Raw genomic sequence first — 20,517 nt, 5'->3', positions numbered from 1 at the left:
CCGCCGAAAACCGACGGGCATCAACGGGAAATCAGTTGTCGATGCAGTCCGCAGCCGTCACGATTTCGATACCTGCGGCCTGCATTTCGCGATGGGCTTGCGCCACACCAGCCGGATCGATACCGCGGCTTGCGTCGGAAATGAAGCGGATCGCAACGCCGTCCAGCATCGCACGCGCATCGATCGCCGAAGCCTTGACGCAATAGTCCGTCGCCAGGCCGCAAATATCGAGCGTGGTCACAGCTTTTGCGGAAAGATAGTCGGACAGACCCGTCAGCGCTGCCTGATCATTGTCACGGAAGGCAGAATAGCTGTCGACTGTGCGGTCAAGCCCCTTGCGCTGGACGTGATCGATTGCGGACACATTGAGGTCGGGATGAAACTCCGCATCCGGCGTTCCCTGAACGCAGTGATCGGGCCAGAGCATCTGGGGCTTGCCGCCAAGCGTACCCATCTCGAACGGCTGGGCGCCCGGATGCTGTGAAGCAAAACTACCGTGATCCGCCGGATGCCAGTCCTGCGAGGCGACGATGAGGTCGTAGCCACCAGACGCGATCAGCCGGTTGGCAACCGATACGATCTCTTCACCACCCGGAACGGCAAGATGGCCGCCGGTGCAGAACCCGACCTGGATATCGACGAGCAAAAGGCATTTCAAGGCAGCAGTCTCCCTGTATGGATTTGGCGCAGGGACAAGCATAGGCATGAAATTGCTGGCCGGGAACAGAAAACGGCAAAACCGCCGGAAAAGTCCGGCGGTTCGAACCGAAGACTGGCAGGCCCTTTATCAGGCAGCCTGGGCAAGCTCGTCGGCGATGACCGTATCGAGATTGAGGAAGCAGACCATGGTCTTCTCCAGCGCGACGATGCCGCGGCAGAAGGCGCGCTGGGCTTCCGGGATGATTTCCGGGGCCGGCTGCAGGGCTTCGCTCTTGATCGTCATCATGTCGGAGACTTGCTCGACTAGAAGGCCGACCAGCTTGCCGGCGATATCCGTGACGATGATCGCCGAGCGTTCCGACGGTTCCGTCATCTTCATGCCGAGGCGGCAGGCCATGTCGATAACAGGGATCACGGCACCGCGCAGGTTGATGAGACCGAGCACGTAGGGCGGCGTATGCGGCATCGGCGTCACCGGGGCCCAGCCGCGGATTTCGCGGATCGCCATGATGTCGATGCAGAATTCCTGGTCCCCGAGATGAAAGGAAACGATCTCGAGATAGGCGCCGGATTGTTTGATGGCATTGTTGTTCATGATCAGAACTCTTCCCAGTTTTCGGCGGAACCGGAGGCTTTTGCCACCGGCGCCGCATGGCTGCTGTTGAATGCACCCGAGAGCTTGCCCATCAGGGCCTTCGCGGGCGATGGTGTAGGACGGACAGTGGCAGAGGATGTCACGGCGCGAACCGGTTGCGGACGGGCCTGCTGCGGCCGCCCGCCGCGTAGCTGGAATTGTCCGACGAGCGATGTCAGGCTCTCCGCATCCTGCGCCAGCGTGTGGCTGACGGCATTGGTTTCCTCGACCATGGCCGCATTCTGCTGGGTCATCTGGTCGAGCCGACCGACGGCTGTGTTGATTTCCTGCAGGCCTGTCGATTGTTCGCGCGCGGCGTTGACGATTGAGGTCATGTGCTCGTTGATACGCACCACGCTTGTCTCGATCATGCCGAGCGCCTCGCCAGTCGCCTGAACGAGCCGCACGCCGGTGCCGACCTCGTTGCTCGAGCGGCTGACCAGCGCCTTGATATCCTTGGCGGCGCCAGCGGCGCGCTGCGCCAGTTCGCGAACTTCCTGGGCGACGACGGCAAAACCTTTGCCTGCCTCACCAGCCCTTGCGGCCTCGACGCCGGCGTTCAGCGCGAGCAAATTGGTCTGGAAGGCGATTTCATCGATAACGTTGATAATCTTTCCGATTTCGGTCGATGCATCCTCGATGCGCGCCATGGCGGCAATCGCCTCGCTGACGATACGCCCTGATTCCTCGGCATTGCTGCGGGTTTCACCGACCATCTTGCTGGCTTCCTCGGCCCGCAGGGTCGCCGTTCGCACCGTCACTGTAATCTCGTCGAGCGCTGCGGACGTCTGCTCAAGCGAAGCGGCCTGCTGTTCCGTGCGCTTGGCCAGGTCGTCGGCTGCGCCGCGCATCTGCTGGCTGTTCGACTGGATGGAAACGGTGTTGTCCTGAACATTGCCAAGCACGTTCTGGAGGCGTTCGACCGTCTGGTTGAAATCGAGGCGCAGCGGTTCGAGGTCGGCCCGGAAGGAAACCTCGATCGACGCCATCAGATTGCCCTCGGCAAGACGGTTGAGGCCCCGGCCAAGCTCGGCGACCGCAGCCTTGACCTGCTGGTTCTCCTCGGAGCGGGCGCTTTCATTGGCCTGGCGCTCGGCCTCGTTCTGGTGACGGCTGGCGGCTGTCTCGGTTTCGAGCGCCTGCTTTTCGACGGCAGCGCTGCGGAACATCTCGACGGAGCGGGCCATCTCGCCGATCTCGTCGCTGCGGTTCACCGAACCTATCGTGACGCCGTAGTCACCAGACAGAATGCTTTTCATATTGTCGCGAACGGCAAAGATGCCGCGGCGCAGGACATTGCCATGAAAATAGAGCATGGCCAGAAGCGAGGACATCGCAACAAGGCCAGCGACAAACTGGAAGAAGATGGAATTGGCCGAGAGGCTTGTTGCGTCCTTGACGCGCGCAGCAAGAAGTGCGCCCGCTTCTTCCGTCAGCGTGCTCATCATCCCATTCAGGCGCTCCCCGCCCCCATCGATGGCATCGTCAAGCGCGGCATAGGCTTCAGCCGGGGCACCGTCTTCAACCATTTTCTTCAAATCGACCTGGATGGCCCTGGTCAGTTCCGTCAGGTCAGCATCGAACGTTGCCATGATCTCGGGCTTGCCAAGTTCGGTCGCCAAGGAAACCAATCCGGCCTTTCCGTCGTTGATGGTCTTCAAAGATTGCTCGATCGTGAGCAAACGTTCGGGCTGCACGGCCCGCTCTTCACGGTCGATAATGGTATCCATGGCCACGAGGACCAGTTCCAGATTGGCCAGGCGCAGTTCGCTTGCATTCTTGATCGCCGCTTGCGCCTCGACGGCCTTTTCCAGCGCCGCATCCACATGGGAATTCTGATACCAGCCGATGGCCAGCATCGAGCCAAAACCGAGAAAACCAGCAATGCCGAGCGTAGTCAGCCGCTGATTGACGGTCAGTTTCTTGTCGAGTTTTGTTGTCGAGTTCATCAGATATCGATCCGGTTGACAGGCCGCTCAACAAGAAACGGGCTGAATTGACGATGGATGCGATATCCGGACTCGATAAAACCGGCTGACGTCATGTCATTCAGAAGGACGACTCTCCTTCCGACGCCCGCACACGATTACAAAGACAGATTAAACTTTTGCTAAAATATTAACCCCATTGTCAGAACAGTGCTTCCGTCACCAAGTTTGCTTCACGTTGCATCAGCTTCCAAATCCGCGGGGATGTGCTAGATTGCGAACATGGAAAAAGAAGCCAGACGCGTGCCGACCTCGCTTGTCATCGCCCTGTTCAGCGGTGCCTTCCTGCTTGTATCGCTCTATGCGTTCCGCGGCTGGATCGACCATGGCGCCGACATCTTCCTGGCCCTTGCCCAGAATGGAATGGCCTGGTGCCTTTAGGCACGTTGCACGGAAAACAGTTGCCACATTTTGACGCTGCATGGATGCAGCATTTGCACCCTGTCCGGCGAACGGCTATCTGAGGGCAAGATTTGCCTTGGGACCGGATACCATCATGAAAACAGTTCGCATCGTTCTCTGGGCCGTCGTGCTCGTGGTTGCAGCCGTGCTCGGCTGGCTCTCCTATGAGATGACCAGACCGAGGGACACGGCGACATCCGGCCCGTTCGGCGTACCGTTCACCCTTGTCGCGCAGGATGGCAAGCCAATTACGCAGGCGGCATTTGCCGGCAAGCCGACGGCGCTGTTCTTCGGCTTTACCCATTGCCCGGAAGTCTGCCCGACCACCCTGTTCGAATTGAACGGCTGGCTGGAGAAGGTCGATCCTGACGGAACGAAGCTGCAGGCCTATTTCGTCACCGTCGATCCGGAGCGCGACACGCCCGAAATTCTCGGTCAATACGTCGCCAACGTCTCCAAGCGCATCACCGGCATTTCCGGCCCTGTCGATGAGGTCATGGAAATGGTCAAGGGTTACCGCGTCTATTCCAAGAAGATCCCGCTCGACGAAGCCAAGCCGGATGGCGATTATACGATGGACCATACGGCATCCGTCTTTCTGCTGGACGCGAAAGGCGATTTCACCGGCACCATCGCCTATGGCGAAAACCCTGATGTCGCCGTGAAAAAGCTCGAAAACCTGTCGAAGGGCTAGTGCGGATCTGAACGCCTTTTACCCGCAACAGCAGCGCTTCCGCATGTAGTGTGGAATAGCGAAATCGCGCTTGGCGCTTTACCTGCGCCTGTCGCTCGTGATAGCGCGACGCAAAGCCCTTTCAAAGGATAAGAGACCTTGGCCGATATCCGCCTGTTCGTCACCACCACGGAAATCCAGTCTGAGATCATTCTCGACCTGATGAGCGCTGCCTTCGAGGAAGATGGCTATGCCATCGCGACCATGGAGATGGACGAGAAGAAGGATATCTGGGAAGCGTCGCTCTATCTCGACCTGCACGAAGAAGACGCCATGGGCGTCCGTTTCGCCGAGGTGCTGGAGCCGCATTTTCCGGGAATGACGATCGAGCGAGAAGTCATTCCGGACGAAGACTGGATCGCCAAATCGCTCGAGGGCCTGTCGCCGGTTCACGCCGGGCGTTTCGTCGTTCACGGCTCCCACGACCGCGACAAGGTCCGTCCGGGCGATGTCAGCATCGAGATCGACGCGGGTCAGGCCTTCGGTACCGGCCACCACGGAACGACCGCCGGTTGCCTGGAAGTGATCGAGACGGTGATGCGCTCGCGCAAGGTCACCAATGTTCTCGATCTCGGCACCGGCAGCGGCGTGCTTGCCATTGCCGCCCGCAAGCTGAAGGCCGTGCCGGTGCTCGCAACCGACATCGACCCGATCGCAACCCGTGTTGCCGCAGAAAACGTTCGCCGCAACGGGATTTCGACCGGTGTCCGGATGATCACTGCGCCTGGTTTTCATTCGCCGGCCTTTGCGACCCACGGGCCATTCGACCTGATCATCGCCAATATCCTGGCCCGTCCGCTGATCCGGATGGCGCCGCAACTGGCGTCGCATCTTGCGCCCGGCGGCTCCGTCATCCTCTCCGGAATCCTCGCTTCGCAGCGCTGGAAGGTACTGTCGGCCTATAATGGCGCGCATCTGCGCCATGTTCGCACGATCTGGCGCAATGGCTGGGTGACGATCCATCTCGACCGCGCCTGACATCAGGTACATCTGCAAGCTTGGAAAATGAAAAGGCCGCCTGTCGATCATGACAGACGGCCTTTCGAAACAAAGGCGATGCCAGTGGCACCGCCCGCTGGTCGGCAAGCCGACCATGTCCGCGAGCTTGAGGAGGAGGAGTGCTCAAGCGGACCCTTCATGATCCGAAATTGGCCACCCGGAGGGAGGAGGAGAAAGGCGACCAATCATAACCAGACCATGCAGCGCGTGAACAACAGATTGTCGTCTGTGTTCGTTGGCGGCGCTTATAAACCGATGCAGAAAATGAGATAGAGCCTTTGCAGCATGGGTGCCATGCGCAGGGCGCATAAGTATGATAATTAAAAATCCGACCTGCAGCGGAGGGCCGCATGCTCGCAACGATTATTCCCCTGATTGCGCTGTTTCTGATCGTCTGGGCGCTGGCGACCGTTATCCGCTCCATGCGCGCGCCGTCAAAGGGACTGCCTGCAGAAGAGAGGCAAATTCCCGATATGACCGATGACGGCCCGAGCCCGCGCAGCATCATGCTCCGCAACCAGCTCAGTACCTTGCCTTATGGTGATGAGCTTGCGCGCAGGCTCTGGCTCAGACTGATGGCGCAGAAGCCGCGCGACGGCCTCGTCCACGAGTTCCACAAGGAGTTCTGCGGCCACGGCCTGATCCACATGGGCAACGGCGTGATGCTCGCCGATATCTATGATGGAGGCCACTCCACCGGAGAGCCGATCGCGCGGTGGACCAGCGAGGCGGAGTTCGTCGCCTTCTTCTCCCGCCAATCCGATTTCAGCTGCAGCGGTTGGGACGAAAACGAGCCGGTCTTCTTTACCAGCGACGACTGGTACCGCAACAACCAGCGGCTAACGCGATCCGCCATCGACCGTTTCCTCAATGGCTGACGACCGAACGACAGGCTTTCCCCGCCCCCTGCCTTTCCGCTAGACTGATCACCTCACCGGTCGGATTCGTTCCGATCCCTGCCCGGAAACGACCGCAGCCCTTCTTCAGGAAAATCCGATGTTCCAGTCCTTCGACGTCACCTCCACCCCGCAATTCGGCAGGGAGCGCACGGACGCACTCCGCACTGCTCTTGCAGGCCTTGGCGTCGATGGGTTCCTGGTGCCGCGCGCCGACGAGTTCCAGGGCGAATATGTGCCGGCCAGCGCCGAACGGCTGTCGTGGCTGACAGGCTTTACCGGCTCGGCCGGCATCGCGCTCATCACCCGCACGCAAGCCATCGTCTTCGTCGACGGCCGCTACGTGACGCAGCTTGCCGAACAGGTCGATGGCAGCGTTTTCGAAGGTGGCGACCTGATCGGTGCGCCGCCATCCGTCTGGCTGGAGAAGAATGCACCGAAGGGTTTTCGTCTCGGCATCGATCCCTGGCTGCATACCGGCGCCGAGGTCCGGAAACTCGAAAAGGCGCTCTCCAGCCTTGATGGCTCGCTGGTCTTTCTCGACCACAACCCGCTCGACCAGATCTGGGCGGACCGGCCGGCAGCCCCGCTTGGTCGGGTCAAAATCCAACCAATCGACCATTCCGGCATTCTGGCCAAGGACAAACTCGCCAAAATGTCCGCCGATCTTGCCGAGACGGGTGCGGCTGCCGTGGTGCTGACGGACCCTTCCTCGATCGCCTGGACCTTCAACATTCGCGGCAGCGACGTGCCGCACACCCCGCATCCGCTGGCCCGCGCCATCGTCCATGCCGACGGCCGCGCCGAACTGTTCCTCGACAAGCGCAAGACCGGCATCGAGGAAGAGGCCTATCTGACCCAGCTTTGCGACATGCTGCCGCCTTCGACCTTCGAGGAGCGCATTGCCGCGATTTCTCAGGGTGTTGGCAAGATGATGATCGATCCGGATCATGCGCCCTTCGCGCTGGCTGAAATCATCCGCACCGGCGGCGGCACGGTGGTCGAGGCGATCGACCCTGCCCGCCTCCCCGCGCCCGCAAGAATGGCGCTGAAATCGAAGGATCGGAAAAGGCACATCTGCAGGACGGCGCCGCCATGGTCGAGTTTCTCGCCTGGCTTGACGCAACGACGCCCGGCTCGATCACCGAGATCGCCGCCGTCAAGCAGCTGGAAATCTGCCGCCGCAGCGTCGGCGAGCGCATGCAGAACCCGCTGAAGGATATTTCCTTCGACACGATCTCCGGCGCCGGCGCCCATGCCGCCATCATGCACTACCGCGTCACGACAGACAGCGACCAGGCGATTGCCGACGGCACGATGTTCCTGATCGATTCCGGCGGGCAATATGTCAACGGTACCACGGATATCACCCGCACCGTCGCCATCGGTACCGTGCCGGACGAACAGCGGCGTTTCTTCACGCTGGTGCTGAAGGGCATGATCGCCATCAGCACGGCGCGTTTCCCGAAAGGCTCGCGCGGCGTCGATCTCGATCCGCTTGCGCGCATCGCGCTCTGGAAGGCCGGGGCGGATTTTGCCCATGGCACCGGCCATGGCGTCGGCTCCTACCTCTCGGTACATGAGGGGCCGCAGCGGATTTCCCGCGCCGCCATGCAGGAATTGCTGCCCGGCATGATCCTGTCGAACGAGCCCGGCTATTACCGCCCCGGCGCCTTCGGCATCCGCATCGAAAATCTCGTCCATATTTTCGAGGCGACAAATATCGAGGGCGGCGACCTGCCGATGCTCGGCTTCACGACGCTGACCTTCTGCCCGATCGACCGTCGGCTGATCGTGACCGCGCTTTTGACGGACGAGGAACGGCACTGGGTGAATGCCTATCACGCCGAGACGCGGGCGAAACTAATGCCGCTGATCGAGGGGGATGCGGTCCGCGAATGGCTCGTTGCGGCAACGGAGCCGCTCCTTCGCTAGAGCCCGGCAAAATGCCGGACGGCCATGACCACCAGCCATCCGGCCCAAAGCATCCAGAGCGACGAAAAGCGCAGGCCGACAACAAATGCGACCAGCATCGAGGCCGCGACATCCCAGCCGCCATAGACGAAGGCAGGGGCAACCAGCGTCGAAAGCACGGCGGCAGGCACGGCGTTGAGCGCCGCTTCCATGCGCGGCGGAATCCGCTTCATCTGCATGATCATCACATAGCCGCCGATGCGCGTCAGAAAGGTCGCAAGCGCGGCCGCGAGAATGATCAGGATCAGGTGCATATGTTCCGTGCTGTCCATGATCAGGCCTCGTTCTCAAGCGTGACGGGCTCCGGCTGCTGTTTGGGCGGCGGCAGGCAGGCGGCAAGCAGAATGCCGGCCATCGCGCCGATGCTGACATGCCAGGGCGAGCCGACAAAGTGCATGGCAGCGACCGAGGCCAGCGAACTGACCGCTACGACCGGAAGCCAGTTATCGCGCTTTCGGAAGCCGAGCACGAGACTCATGAAGTAGATCGGCAGCAGAACGTCGAGGCCAATCGCCTTCGGATCGCCGATCATCTGGCCGAAGAATGCGCCGAGAAACGTCATGAATTGCCACGGGATGTAGATGATCATCGCAAAACCGAGATACCAAGCAAAGGTCACCGGATCGCCGCGCTCGGCCCGCTTCTCGGTTTCGGCATATTGGGGATCGACCAGCAGGAAGAAGGTGAAAATTTTCTGCACTGCCGTGAAGTGGCCGATATGGCGGGTGATCGACGCCGAATAAAGGATGTGGCGGAAGTTGACCGCGAAGATCGACAGCACGATCAGCCATGGCTGGACCTTGTTGCCGAACAGCTCGATGCCGACCATCTGGCTGGCGCCGGCATAGACCGTCATGCTCATGAACACTGCGTCGAACACTGAAAAGCCATTGTCGACCGCCAGCGCACCAAACAGCGCACCAAAGGGTGACGCCGAGACCACGATCGGAAAGCCGCCGCGAACACCCTGCCAGAAATCGTCTTTAGTCATGAAAAACTTTCCGGAGGGGCGGCCAATCGCCGAACCCACATCCCGAGATGTGCGAAATATGAAATGGACAGATAGGGCGCGGCGGGCGCGCGAACAATTCAATAAGATTGATGCTGCGATCCGAAATTCTGATCGAACGCCGGATCGCAGCGAAATCTGGCGTCAAGCCTTGGGCTTGACCTGAAACGTGTGCTCGATGCCGGGAAAGGTCCGGGCCTTGACCTCGGTGGCGTAAGCTTCGAAAGCAGCCGAGATTTGCGGTGCGAGTTCGGCGAAATGCTTGACGAAGCGCGGCTTGAAATCGCTGAACAGGCCCAGAATATCGTCGGAAACGAGGATCTGGCCGTCGCAGGCCGGTGATGCGCCGATGCCGATGGTCGGGGCGCGCAGCGTTTCGGAAATTTCGCGTGCGAGCGGCTCGATCGTGCCCTCGATGACGATGGCAAAGGCGCCGGCATCATCGATCGCCTTGGCGTCGCGCCGGATCTTGGCCGCTTCCTTTCGCTGCGGCCGAGCGAACGATAGCCGCCCAGTGTATTGACCAACTGCGGCATCAGGCCAACATGGCCAAGCACCGGAATGCCGCGCTGGGACAGGAAATCGACGGTCTCGGCCATCTCGGCCCCGCCCTCGAGCTTGACCGCGCTGCAACCGGTTTCTTTCAGGATACGGGCGGCGCTGTTGAACGCCTGCTCCTTGGATTCCTGATAGGAGCCGAACGGCAGATCGACGACGACGCAGGCCTTTTCAGAGCCGCGCATGACGGCCTGGCCATGGGCGATCATCATGTCGAGCGTCACGCCAACGGTCGAATCCAGACCGTAGAGCACCATGCCGAGCGAGATCGCCGACCAACATGAAATCGACATGCGGATCGAGCAACCGGGCGATCGGCGTCGTATAGGCCGTCAGGCTGACGATCGGGCGCTCGCCCTTCAATGCTTCAATATTGCCGGGGCTCAGGCGCCGCTTCACTGCCTGTACACTCATGCTCACGCCACCTTCGCAAATTTTGCAGTTTTCGGGCTGAAAACCCGGTTATCGAGCAGCTTCGTGCTCCCGAAGCGAACAAAAAGCAACAGAAGAACCGGTTTTTCGCCAATTTCCGTCAAAACATGCAGGGTTTCCGGATCGCGCAGCGCGATCACTTCCGACCGCGCCAGTGGCTCGGAGGCGATAAAATCCGTAACCGCCTTTTCAAGCTCGGCGACATCCGTAAATCCACCGGCGATCAGCCGTTCGGCCTCATCCAGCGCCTTCGGCACGATCGATGCCGCGCGCCGCTCTTCGGCGGTCAGATATACATTGCGCGACGAACAGGCGAGCCCGTCCGCCTCGCGCACGGTTGCCACGCCGATGACCTCGACCGGCTGGGCCAGATCCTCGACCATTCGTTTGATGATCTGCAACTGCTGGAAATCCTTCTCGCCGAAATAGGCGCGATCCGGCTGGGCGATGTTGAACAGCTTGGTGACGACCGTCGCGACGCCGGCGAAATGGCCGGGGCGCACCGAACCTTCGAGTTCGGCACCCAACGTCGGCACATCGACAACGGTTTCCATCGGCCGCGGATACATTTCGGAGACCGAAGGCGCAAAGAGGAAATCGACGCCGCCCTCCTCCAGCATCGACTGATCGCGCGGCAGGTCGCGGGGATATTTGCTGAGATCCTCATTGGCGCCGAACTGCAGCGGATTGACGAAGATGGTCGCGACGACGATGTCGTTTTCCGCCCGCGCCCGCGCCACCAGCTGCATATGGCCGACATGCAGATACCCCATGGTCGGGACAAGGCCGATGGTATTGCCGGCGCGGCGATGGCCCGAAAGACGGGCGCGCAAATCGGCGATGGTGGTGATCGTTTCCATATCCGGACCCTCCAATCCGCACGGCCCGCCGCCGTCTGATCGCGGCGGTCACAGGCCTTCAGGATGGCTTTCGTGCAAACGCGAGCGAAAACCAGCGCGGTTTCCCTAACGTGTGCAGTGCAAAAAGACAATTCAAGAATCGCCTGGCAAAGATGTTCGAAAGGGAAACCGCTCTCAGCGGTTATCTGGCTTGCATGGTCTGCTCGATGGCGCCGAAGATGCTGTGGCCGGTGCGATCGTTCATTTCGACGCGAACGACGTCACCCACAGCAACAACAGACGCGACCTCCGTATCCGCCGCCACAACACTGCCCGCACCCAGAGCGCGCCCGCCAACCGCAGCGGTAACGGCGGCGTTGAAATCTATGGTCTCCGTCGTCTTTTCGGCCGTTCCGTTGCGGCTGACGATCAGCGGCAGGACGGCATTGCCTTTGTCCCAGCCTTCGATTTCATCGGGCGTCACGGCAACTGGTGAAAATGTCGAGGCGACCGGTGCGCCGTCCTCCAGAACGCTGTGTGCGAGCATGACGAGGACAATTCCGCCGACCTGGGAACCGGCTTCCGTATCGTCGACAATCACAGCGGCTTGCACCGAAGAGGTCAGCGGCGCGTTGGAGACAACACTGACGGCATCGCGTGGTCCATCGAAAAATCCGGTGCCGCCCGTCCAGGAAAAGGCGCGTGGCAGCGGCGAGGCTGCGTCATGTTCATGAAAGCGCATCGTCGGCTGCGAACCGGTTTCCAGCCCGATCGCCACCCGCTGAAGGCGTGGTGCCACATGCGCCCAATCGTCCAGCGCCGCCTGCAGCGTGCGGGCGATATGGCCGACTTCGGAGCAACGGGTGAGATCCTTGGAGACGACGACGAGTTTTCCGTCGCGGGTCGAGTCTTTCAGAGTAGCCAGTTTCATCGCTTGCGTGTTCCTCGGGTTCTGATTGTGTCCGGCGGCTCTTCGCCCGCCTTTGCGCATAGTGGCACTATTTGATGCCCGATGTCGCGACGAATTTGTCTTTCCCGAGGATGCAGATGCACCTTTGCGCCCGCGGCGGCAGGCGCAAAGGCACCGGCTTACTTTTTGCCCGAATCGGCGTCAGCTAGCCAATCTTGACGAGATTAAGCAGCGGCAGAGGACCGCCGGGGAACTGCGCGAGCCTGCCACCGACCGACAATGCGCCGAGATCGACGCCGGCGAAGCCAAGACGGTCGATCAAGGCACCGACCTCGGCCTTGGCGGCAGCATCGTCGCCGGAGTAAAACAGCACGCGGCGTCCACCGTCGGAGCGCGGATCATCCGAGATCAGCTTGGCGGCAAGATGATTGAATGCCTTGACGACGCGCGCACCGGGAACGAGATCGGCAAAGACTTCGCTGGATAGACGGCCGCCAAGTTCTGCCGGTTTGAAAAGTGGTGCCTCGATCGGATTGTTCGCGTCGATGACGATGCGGCCGTTCCAGGACTTGCGGCCGGAAAGCGCGCCGGACAGCTTGGTCCAGTTGACAGCGACGAGAACGATGTCGGCCGCAGCCGCGTCTTCCAACGTCGCAGCCTTGATGAACGGCTGCAATTCCATTTCCAGCGGCTGCAGCGAGGATGGGCCACGGCTGTTGGCTATAACGGCGGACATTTCAGCCCGGGCAAGGGCGCGGGCGAAAGCCGATCCGATATTGCCGGATCCGAGGATACCTATGGACATGATGTGTCTCCTTTTGAAGAAAGATTTTTTGGGGGAAGCGCTCAGATTGCCTGCCGCGACGTCAGGTCTGCCGGCGCGGCAGGCGGTGACGCAGAGTCAGGCGGGGAAACCGCCGGTCACGACCCCGATCCACCGGCTAGCGAAGAGAGATGCTGGATATCGGCTTTACTCCGTGTGGTTTCGATGACCGGAATATCGCTCTCAAATTCCCTTCGGATAAGCCGATAATTGCGGTAATTACTTTCAAGCAATTATTGAAGGACTGATCATGGAAACGCTTGCCAACCTGGAGTGCTTCGTGCGCAGCGCCGAGACCGGAGGCTTCTCGTCCGCCGCGCGGAGGCTGGCGCTGACGCCGGCTGCCGTCAGCCGCAACGTCGCGGTGCTGGAGCGAAATCTCGGCGTCCGTCTGTTCCAGCGGAGCACCCGCAAGCTGACGCTGACCGAGGATGGCGAGCGGTTCCTGGCGTCGGTGGATGAGCATCTCGACGGTCTGCAGGCCGCCATCGCCAATGTCGCCGCGAGCCGTGGCGAACCTGCCGGAATGTTGCGCGTCAGCCTCAGCCCGAGCATCGGCGCGAACCATATTTTGCCGGCGCTTCCGGAATTCCTCGCCCGCTATCCCGGTGTACGGGCGGACTGGGTGTTCGAGAACCGGCAAAGCGACCTGATCGCCGAAGGGCTGGATGCCGCCATCGGCGGCGGCTTCCCGCTGTCCCAGGGCGTGGTCTCGCGCACGCTGGCGCCCGTGCATCTCGTTGCCGTCGCCTCCCCGGATTACATGAAAGGACGCCGACCGCTGCTCGATCCGGCCGATCTATCCACCCTGGAGGGAATCGTCATGCGCTCGACGGCAACGGGCCGCGTTCGCCAGCGGCAGATGCGCAATGCGGCCTGTGAGGAAAGACCGACGGAACTCAAGGAGACGGTGATTTTCAACGATCCGGCCATGATGGTCGGCGCAGCGCTGCTCGGGCTTGGCGTCAGCGTACTGGCCATGCCGGACGTGCTGTCCCATCTGGAAAGCGGCCGACTGGTGCGGCTCCTGCCGCTCTGGTACGCCGATGCCGGGCCGATTTCGATCTACTACGCCAACCGGACCCTGCTGCCGACAAAAACCCGGGTCTTTATCGATTTCATCGCCGAGCATTTCCGCCGCGAAAGACTGGCGGAACGTTTCGCCGGCAGTCTCGGCTGAGGCATGTTCCCGTCGGCCTCTACAGGAGGCCGGAAAGGAAGAAGGTGATTGCTGAGATCAGCGCAGCAGCCGGCAGCGTGATGAACCAGGCGATGACGATATTGCCGGCCAGACCCCAGCGCACGGCAGAGACGCGCCGGGCGGCACCGACGCCGATGATCGCGCCGGTGATCGTGTGGGTCGTCGAGACCGGAATGCCGAGCCAGGTGGCGGCAAAGAGCGTGATCGCCCCGCCGGTTTCGGCGCAGAAACCCTGCATCGGGTTGAGACGCGTGATCTTGGAGCCCATCGTATGCACGATACGCCAGCCGCCGAACAGGGTTCCCAGCGCCATCGCTGACTGGCAGCTGATGACCACCCAGAAGGGAACGCTGAATTCGGCGCCGAGATAGCCCTGGCTGAACAGAAGCACGGCAATGATGCCCATGGTTTTTTGCGCATCATTGCCGCCATGGCCGAGCGAATAGAGCGACGCCGAGACGAATTGCATGACCCTGAAGGTTTTATCGACCGCAAAGGGGTCTGACGCACGAACAGCCAGGACACCACAAGCACGAGCGTGAGCGCCAAAATGAAACCGATCATGGGTGACAGGAAGATGGCGCCCACGGTCTTGGCAAGACCGCTCAGCACGATCGCATCGCCACCCGTAGCCGCGAGCCCGGCTCCAACCAGGCCGCCGACCAGCGCATGCGATGAACTGGACGGAATGCCGTAAATCCAGGTGATGATGTTCCAGACGATCGCGCCCATCAGCGCCGAAAAGATCACCTGCGGTGTGACGATTGCCGGATCGATGATCCCCTTGCCCAGCGTTTCCGCGACATGCAGGCCAAAGAACAGGAAGGCAATGAAATTGAAGAACGCCGCCCACATGACGGCATATTGCGGCCGCAAGACGCGAGTCGATACGATCGTCGCAATCGAATTGGCCGCGTCGTGCAGGCCATTGAGGAAATCGAAAAACAGTGCAAAGCCGATAAGCGCGACGAGCAGCGGAAAGGCGAGCGTCGGCTCCATCAGACGTTCTCGATCACGATGCCGCTGATTTCATTGGCAACGTCCTCGAAACGATCAACGACCTTTTCCAGTTCGCCGTAGATTTCGCTACCGATGATATAAGCCATGGGGTTGGAGGCGCCGTGACGCTTGAACAGGTCTTTCAGGCCGGCCTCATGCAGGTCGTCCGAACGCCCTTCAACCCGCGTCACCTCTTCGGCAATCGCGGTGAGACGCGTCGAATTGGCATTGACCTTGGCCAGAAGCGGGATCGCTTCCGCGATCAGCCGAGCGGCATCGACGACGAGGCCCCCATTTCCCGCATGCCGGGGTCGAAGCTCGTCTGCTCGTAAAGGCGGACGGTCTTGACGGTCTTGTGCATCATGTCGATGGCATCATCCATCGACTGGATCAGGTCCTTGATGTCGCCCCGGTCGAACGGCGTGATGAAGCTGCGGCGCACGGCCAGCATCACGTCGCGGGTGATGTCGTCGGCCCGATCCTCGAGCGCGACGATCCGGTCGCAATGGGCGGCGGCATCGCCCTCGCCGGCCAGAAGCGCCTTTAACGCGTCCGCAGCGCCCAGAACCGTCTGTGAATGTGCCTCGAAAAGCTCAAAGAACTTGTCTTCCCGCGGCAGGAGCTTGCGAAACCAACCTAGCATTGCACATCCACCCATTTTCGTCGTTGTCACGAAACTGTCATAATCACGCGGGTGTCATAGACGAGACAAGGCGGCAAGAAAAGTGGTGCTGGCGGTAAGAATCAAGCTTACCCAGCGATCAAGGCAAGCCATTCGTCTTCATCCATGGTCTGGACGCCGAGTTCGCGCGCCTTGTCGAGCTTGGAGCCGGCGCCCGGGCCGGCAACGACGATATCGGTCTTCTTGGACACGGAGCCGGCGACCTTGGCACCGAGGCTCTCCGCCTTCGCCTTGGCTTCATCGCGCGTCATCTTTTCGAGCGAACCGGTGAAGACCACGGTCTTGCCGACGACCGGGCTTGATGACACGACCGGCGCTTCTGCGTCTTGCGGCGTGACTTCCGCCAGAAGCCGCCCGACAACCTCCAGATTGCGCGGTTCCTTGTAGAACTCGACGATGGCGCGGGCGACGACCTCGCCGATCCCGTCAATGCTGATAAGATCACCCCAGGTTTCGCTTGAAAGATCGCCAGCGGCCTGCATGGCCTCCGCAAAGGTCGCATAGCTGCCGTAATGCCGGGCGAGCAGCTTGGCCGTGGTCTCGCCGACATGGCGGATGCCGAGCGCATAGATGAAACGCTGCAGGGAGACCTCGCGGCGACCATTGATCGCATCATAGAGCTTTTTGACGCTGACCTTGCCGAAACCGTCGATGTTTTCGAGCTTGGTCAGTACGGACTCGCTCTGGCGCTTTTCCAGCGTGAAGATATCCGGCGCGGTCTTGATCCAGAGCTTGTCATCCTCCGCTTCGAAGAAGAAATCCACCTGCTTGGCGCCAAGCCCTCGATGTCGAAGGCGTTGCGCGAGACGAAGTGCTTCAAATGCTCGACGGCCTGCGCCCGGCAGACGAAACCGCCGGTGCAGCGCGTCACCGAATCAAGCTTGCCGGTCTTCTCGTTGCGCTCGCGCACCGCATGGCTCCCGCAGACCGGGCAGGTTTTGGGAAATTCATAACGCACGGAGCCCGGTTCGCGCTTTTCCATCACCACGTCGAGAACCTGCGGGATGACATCCCCTGCCCGCTGCACGATCACGGTATCGCCGATGCGGATATCATGGTCCGGCTCGCGGATGCGCTCGCCGCCATTGCCGATGCCCTCGATATAATCGGCATTGTGCAGGGTCGCATTGGTGACGACGACACCACCGACGGTGATCGGCGTCAACCGTGCAACTGGGGTCAAGGCGCCGGTGCGGCCGACCTGGATGTCGATCTTCTCGACGGTCGTGAACGCCTGTTCGGCCGGGAACTTGTGGGCCGTCGCCCAGCGCGGCGAGCGCGAGCGGAAGCCGAGGCGCGCCTGCAGATCGAGCCGATCGACCTTGTAGACGACGCCGTCGATGTCATAATCGAGATCGGGGCGGTTGAGGCCGATATCCCGGTAATGCGCGATGATCGCCTCGATCGAGGAGAAACGCTGCATCAGCGGATTGACCGGGAAGCCCCAACCTTCGAACGCCTTGACCATGCCCAGCTGTGTGTCGGCCGGCATCTCCGACATCTCTCCCCAGGCATAGGCGAAGAAGCGTAGCTTGCGCGTCGCCGTCACTGTCGGGTCAAGTTGGCGCAAGCTGCCGGCTGCCGTGTTGCGCGGGTTGACATAGGTCTGCTTGCCAAGCGCCAGCATCTGCTCGTTCAGCGCCAGAAAGTCGCTCTTGCCCATATAGACCTCGCCGCGCACCTCGACGATTTCAGGAACGCCTGATGGCAGGGTCTGGGGGATATCCGGGATGGTGCGGATGTTGGCGGTAACGTTTTCGCCGGTCGTTCCGTCGCCGCGGGTTGCCGCACTGACCAGCTTGCCCGCCTCGTAGCGCAGCGACATCGACAGGCCGTCGATCTTCGGCTCGGCGGTAAAGGCAATCGATTCATCTGGCAGCACGCCGAGGAAGCGATAGACGGAATGGACGAAATCGCGCACGTCCTCATCGGAAAACGTATTGTCGAGCGAAAGCATCGGGCGGGAATGGACGACCGCCTTGAAAATTCCGGACGGTGCCGCACCGACCTTGCGGGACAGGCTGTCTTCGCGCACCAGCGCTGGAAACCGTGCCTCGATCTCTTCGTTGCGGCGCTTCAGTGCGTCGTAGTCCGCATCGGAAATCTCCGGAGCATCCTTGGCATGATAGAGCGTATCGTGGTGCGCCAGTTCCGCAGCGAGAAGCGCCAGCTCCTCGGCAGCATCAGCTTCGGTCAGGGTTTCGACGGGCGGTTTTTCGATGGTCATGACTGCAGTCTCCGGCAAGTCCGACCGTTTTAGAGAAAATCACGCGAATGGAAAGACTGGGCCGGCATCAAGGCTCGATTAATCCCTCTGCCTTATGCTGCGCAGGAAAAATCGCCCAGCCGCGCTTTCGGTCGGCGACAAGGAGCAGACTTGATTTCGACCATCGCATCCCTTGCGCCCGTCCAGCGCCCGCTTGCACAGCGCACGACCCCTGAGCCGACGATTGCGGCTGCAAACAGCGGCTCGACGTCCGGACAGGTTGATGAGCCGGTAACAGAACGCCAGAAGCAGGCGGACGAGGCCTTGTCGGCGCTGCGCAGCATGGTCGAGAACGGCCCGAAGGAACGCAAGGCGCTTGCCGAGGAGCGGCTGAAACGGTTGAAGGAAGAGCTGTCCGACATGATACGCTTCGGCTTCGCCCCGGAGGTCATCGCGGGGCGGTCGGCGCAGCTTGCCAAGGAACTCGGATCGGCCGCCAGACAGTTTTCCGCAGCCCTGTCGGATGACAAGCGCATGTCCGCCTCGTCTGCCACGACGGACGGAGCCGAGACGCCCGCCTCCACAGACCGCGTCCTGCCGGAGCAGGACGACCTTCCGCAAGCCTATCGCGACGCCCTGGACTATGGCCGCGCGGACGATGAGGGATCGACGGGGGATGCGAGCACGATCGGCGAATTCCGCACGGCAGCATCCCAGCTGAAAATGATGCTCGAATGGGCCGGGCAGGCCATGGAGAAAAATGGCAGCGTGCCGCTGTTCATCGATCAGGGCAAAAGGGCGCTTGAAGGCGTCGATCAGGTGTTTTCCGGCAGCGGCGGTATCGCCAGCGCGTCCGATTCGGCAACAGCGCTCCGCCTGCTCCTCTAGCCATTTCCCGCCAGCAGGCGGGTTGCAGCCGCCCTCGCCTCTTCCGTCACCGACGCGCCGGCGAGCATGCGGGCGATTTCTTCCGTGCGCGCCTTGTCGTCCATGCGGGCGACGCGGGTGGAGATGGTTTCGGATTTTTCCGATGTCGGCCCCTTGGAGATCAGCAGATGCGTGGCGGCGCGGGCAGCGACCTGCGGCGCATGGGTGACCGAGAGAACCTGCACCGTCGCGGACAAACGCTTCAGCCGCTGGCCGATGGCATCGGCAACCGCCCCGCCGACACCGGTGTCGATTTCATCGAAGACCAGCGTCGGCGCCGAGCCGCGGTCGGCCAGCGCCACCTTGAGCGCCAAGAGAAAACGCGACAGTTCGCCGCCGGAGGCGACCTTCATGATGGGGCCCGGCCGCGTGCCGGGGTTTGTCTGAACATGGAACTCGACGATATCGATGCCGTCGGCGCTTGCCGCATCCGGGCCGGTCGTAACCTGCGCCATGAAACGCGCACGCTCAAGCTTCAGCGCCGGCAGTTCCGCCATGACGGCTTCGGACAGTGCGTCGGCCGTGTTGTGGCGTTTCGCTGACAGGCTGGAGGCTGCGGCATCGAAGGCAGCCTTGGTGAGGCCCAGTTGTTGCTGCAACTGCTTCAGCTTCTCCTCGCCCGCATCGAGATCGGCCAGATCGGAAATCATCCGCACCGCAAGGGCCGGAAGCTCGGTCACCGGAACCGAATATTTGCGGGCGGCGGCACGCAGCGCAAACAGCCGTTCCTCGACCCGCTCCAGTTCCTTCGGGTCGTATTCCGTCTTGCGCAGGGCGGCTTCCACGGCCATCTGCGCGTCCGACAAATGGTTGAGCGCCGTATCCAGCCGCTCGACGGTTTCCTCCAAAGGCCCGGCGCCTCGTGGCTCTTGCGCTCCAGACGGCGGACCAACGAGGCGATCAGCGGCACGGGCGACGCATTGCCATTGAGGAATTCGCTCGCCTCATTGATATCGACGGCGATGCGCTCGGCCTTCATCATGCGCGAGCGGCGTTCGGCAAGGGCGTCCTCCTCGCCATCCTGCGGCGACAGAATTTCCAGTTCCTCGACGGAGGAACGAAGATAATCGGCTTCGCGCGCGGCGGCCTCGACCTTATCCCGGTGCTTTTTCAGCGTGCGCTCGGCCTCGCGCCACGTCCGATAGAGCCCGGCAACGGCCAGCGCCTCCTCGGTCAGTCCGCCAAAGGCATCAAGAAGCGTGCGGTGGGCATCGGTATCAACAAGCGCGCGATCATCGTGCTGACCGTGGATCTCGACCAGAAGTTGGCCGGCCTGGCGCATCAGTTGCACGGAGACAGGCTGGTCGTTGACATAGGCGCGGGTGCGACCATCAGCAGACTGCACACGGCGAAAAATCAGTTCGCCGTCATCATCGATACCGTTTTCACGGACGAGCAGCCGGGCGGCATGGCTCATCGGCACGTCAAAGACCGCCGTCACCTGCCCCTTGTCGGAACCGTGGCGCACCAGCGAGCCATCGCCGCGGCCACCCAGCGCCAGCGACAGGCTGTCGAGCAGGATGGACTTGCCGGCACCGGTTTCACCTGTGAGCACGGAAAGGCCGGCCTCGAAGGAAAGATCAAGCCGTTCGATCAGGACGATATCGCGGATCGAGAGCTGTGCCAGCATGCGTTCTTAATCTCT

Annotated in this window: 14 protein-coding genes and 6 pseudogenes; 7 read left to right on the top strand and 13 right to left on the bottom strand. The window is 61.4% G+C overall.

Annotated features, from left to right (window positions below; translation table 11 throughout):
- Positions 1–31 precede the first annotated feature (31 nt).
- The 3 genes from pncA to P6U16_RS19770 all read right to left on the bottom strand — a co-directional run bounded on the left by pncA (position 32) and on the right by P6U16_RS19770 (position 3,243).
- The gene (gene pncA, locus P6U16_RS19780) at positions 32–658 is read right to left on the bottom strand and encodes a bifunctional nicotinamidase/pyrazinamidase (RefSeq protein WP_277701896.1); all 627 of its coding nucleotides are present in this window, start codon (positions 656–658) and stop codon (positions 32–34) included.
- Positions 659–787: 129 nt separating this feature from the next.
- Entirely contained in the window at positions 788–1,255 is a 468-nt protein-coding gene (locus P6U16_RS19775) for a chemotaxis protein CheW (protein ID WP_158473783.1), read from the bottom strand.
- Between the two features lie 2 nt (positions 1,256–1,257).
- Positions 1,258–3,243 carry a methyl-accepting chemotaxis protein gene (locus P6U16_RS19770; protein ID WP_277701895.1) on the bottom strand — a complete coding sequence of 662 codons (1,986 nt, stop codon included), beginning with the start codon at positions 3,241–3,243 and terminating at the stop codon, positions 1,258–1,260.
- Between the two features lie 261 nt (positions 3,244–3,504).
- On the opposite strand from P6U16_RS19770, the gene P6U16_RS19765 reads away from it, so the two are divergent.
- From P6U16_RS19765 to P6U16_RS19745, 5 genes and pseudogenes are all read left to right on the top strand, one after another.
- Positions 3,505–3,663, top strand: a complete 159-nt coding sequence (locus tag P6U16_RS19765; protein ID WP_277701894.1) for a hypothetical protein — start codon at positions 3,505–3,507, stop codon at positions 3,661–3,663.
- A gap of 115 nt (positions 3,664–3,778) precedes the next feature.
- Complete coding sequence (locus P6U16_RS19760; RefSeq protein ID WP_277701893.1) at positions 3,779–4,378, top strand: SCO family protein; 600 nt, start codon at positions 3,779–3,781, stop codon at positions 4,376–4,378.
- Between the two features lie 138 nt (positions 4,379–4,516).
- On the top strand, positions 4,517–5,395 hold the full coding sequence (locus P6U16_RS19755) for a 50S ribosomal protein L11 methyltransferase (protein ID WP_277701892.1): 879 nt from the start codon (positions 4,517–4,519) through the stop codon (positions 5,393–5,395).
- Between the two features lie 371 nt (positions 5,396–5,766).
- Positions 5,767–6,294, top strand: a complete 528-nt coding sequence (locus P6U16_RS19750) for a hypothetical protein (RefSeq protein ID WP_277701891.1) — start codon at positions 5,767–5,769, stop codon at positions 6,292–6,294.
- Positions 6,295–6,412: 118 nt separating this feature from the next.
- Positions 6,413–8,247, top strand: a pseudogene (locus tag P6U16_RS19745) (aminopeptidase P family protein).
- Here P6U16_RS19745 and P6U16_RS19740 read toward each other — a convergent pair.
- From P6U16_RS19740 to P6U16_RS19715, 6 genes and pseudogenes are all read right to left on the bottom strand, one after another.
- Positions 8,244–8,558 (bottom strand): AzlD family protein, encoded by a 315-nt coding sequence (locus P6U16_RS19740; protein ID WP_277701890.1) that lies wholly within the window; start codon positions 8,556–8,558, stop codon positions 8,244–8,246. The pseudogene P6U16_RS19745 and the gene P6U16_RS19740 overlap by 4 nt on opposite strands.
- Before the next feature lie 2 nt (positions 8,559–8,560).
- On the bottom strand, positions 8,561–9,277 hold the full coding sequence (locus tag P6U16_RS19735; RefSeq protein WP_277701889.1) for an AzlC family ABC transporter permease: 717 nt from the start codon (positions 9,275–9,277) through the stop codon (positions 8,561–8,563).
- 162 nt (positions 9,278–9,439) lie between these two features.
- Positions 9,440–10,267, bottom strand: a pseudogene (gene panB / locus P6U16_RS19730) (3-methyl-2-oxobutanoate hydroxymethyltransferase).
- A gap of 2 nt (positions 10,268–10,269) precedes the next feature.
- On the bottom strand, positions 10,270–11,145 hold the full coding sequence (panC, locus tag P6U16_RS19725) for a pantoate--beta-alanine ligase (protein ID WP_277701888.1): 876 nt from the start codon (positions 11,143–11,145) through the stop codon (positions 10,270–10,272).
- A 181-nt stretch (positions 11,146–11,326) separates the two neighbouring features.
- Complete coding sequence (locus tag P6U16_RS19720; protein ID WP_277701887.1) at positions 11,327–12,055, bottom strand: 2-keto-4-pentenoate hydratase; 729 nt, start codon at positions 12,053–12,055, stop codon at positions 11,327–11,329.
- A 184-nt stretch (positions 12,056–12,239) separates the two neighbouring features.
- Positions 12,240–12,839, bottom strand: coding sequence for an NAD(P)-binding domain-containing protein (locus P6U16_RS19715; protein ID WP_277701886.1), 600 nt, complete (start codon positions 12,837–12,839; stop codon positions 12,240–12,242).
- A 268-nt stretch (positions 12,840–13,107) separates the two neighbouring features.
- On the opposite strand from P6U16_RS19715, the gene P6U16_RS19710 reads away from it, so the two are divergent.
- Positions 13,108–14,037, top strand: coding sequence for a LysR family transcriptional regulator (locus P6U16_RS19710; RefSeq protein ID WP_277701885.1), 930 nt, complete (start codon positions 13,108–13,110; stop codon positions 14,035–14,037).
- A 19-nt stretch (positions 14,038–14,056) separates the two neighbouring features.
- Here the strand turns inward: P6U16_RS19710 and P6U16_RS19705 are convergent.
- The 3 pseudogenes from P6U16_RS19705 to ligA all read right to left on the bottom strand — a co-directional run bounded on the left by P6U16_RS19705 (position 14,057) and on the right by ligA (position 17,966).
- Positions 14,057–15,057 (bottom strand): annotated as a pseudogene (locus P6U16_RS19705) (inorganic phosphate transporter).
- Positions 15,057–15,700 (bottom strand): annotated as a pseudogene (locus tag P6U16_RS19700) (DUF47 family protein). Before P6U16_RS19700 ends, P6U16_RS19705 begins: the two co-directional pseudogenes overlap by 1 nt.
- Before the next feature lie 107 nt (positions 15,701–15,807).
- Positions 15,808–17,966 (bottom strand): annotated as a pseudogene (gene ligA, locus P6U16_RS19695) (NAD-dependent DNA ligase LigA).
- 150 nt (positions 17,967–18,116) lie between these two features.
- Here ligA and P6U16_RS19690 point away from each other — a divergent pair.
- On the top strand, positions 18,117–18,833 hold the full coding sequence (locus tag P6U16_RS19690) for a hypothetical protein (protein ID WP_277701884.1): 717 nt from the start codon (positions 18,117–18,119) through the stop codon (positions 18,831–18,833).
- Here P6U16_RS19690 and recN read toward each other — a convergent pair.
- Positions 18,830–20,502, bottom strand: a pseudogene (recN, locus tag P6U16_RS19685) (DNA repair protein RecN). The gene P6U16_RS19690 and the pseudogene recN sit on opposite strands and share 4 nt — an antisense overlap.
- Positions 20,503–20,517: the final 15 nt, after the last annotated feature.

The organism is Rhizobium sp. 32-5/1, from assembly GCF_029537235.1.
Classification (GTDB): domain Bacteria; phylum Pseudomonadota; class Alphaproteobacteria; order Rhizobiales; family Rhizobiaceae; genus Pararhizobium.
The sequence above is the reverse complement of the archived record's forward strand: the minus strand, read 5'-3'. Positions and strand labels throughout refer to the sequence as shown.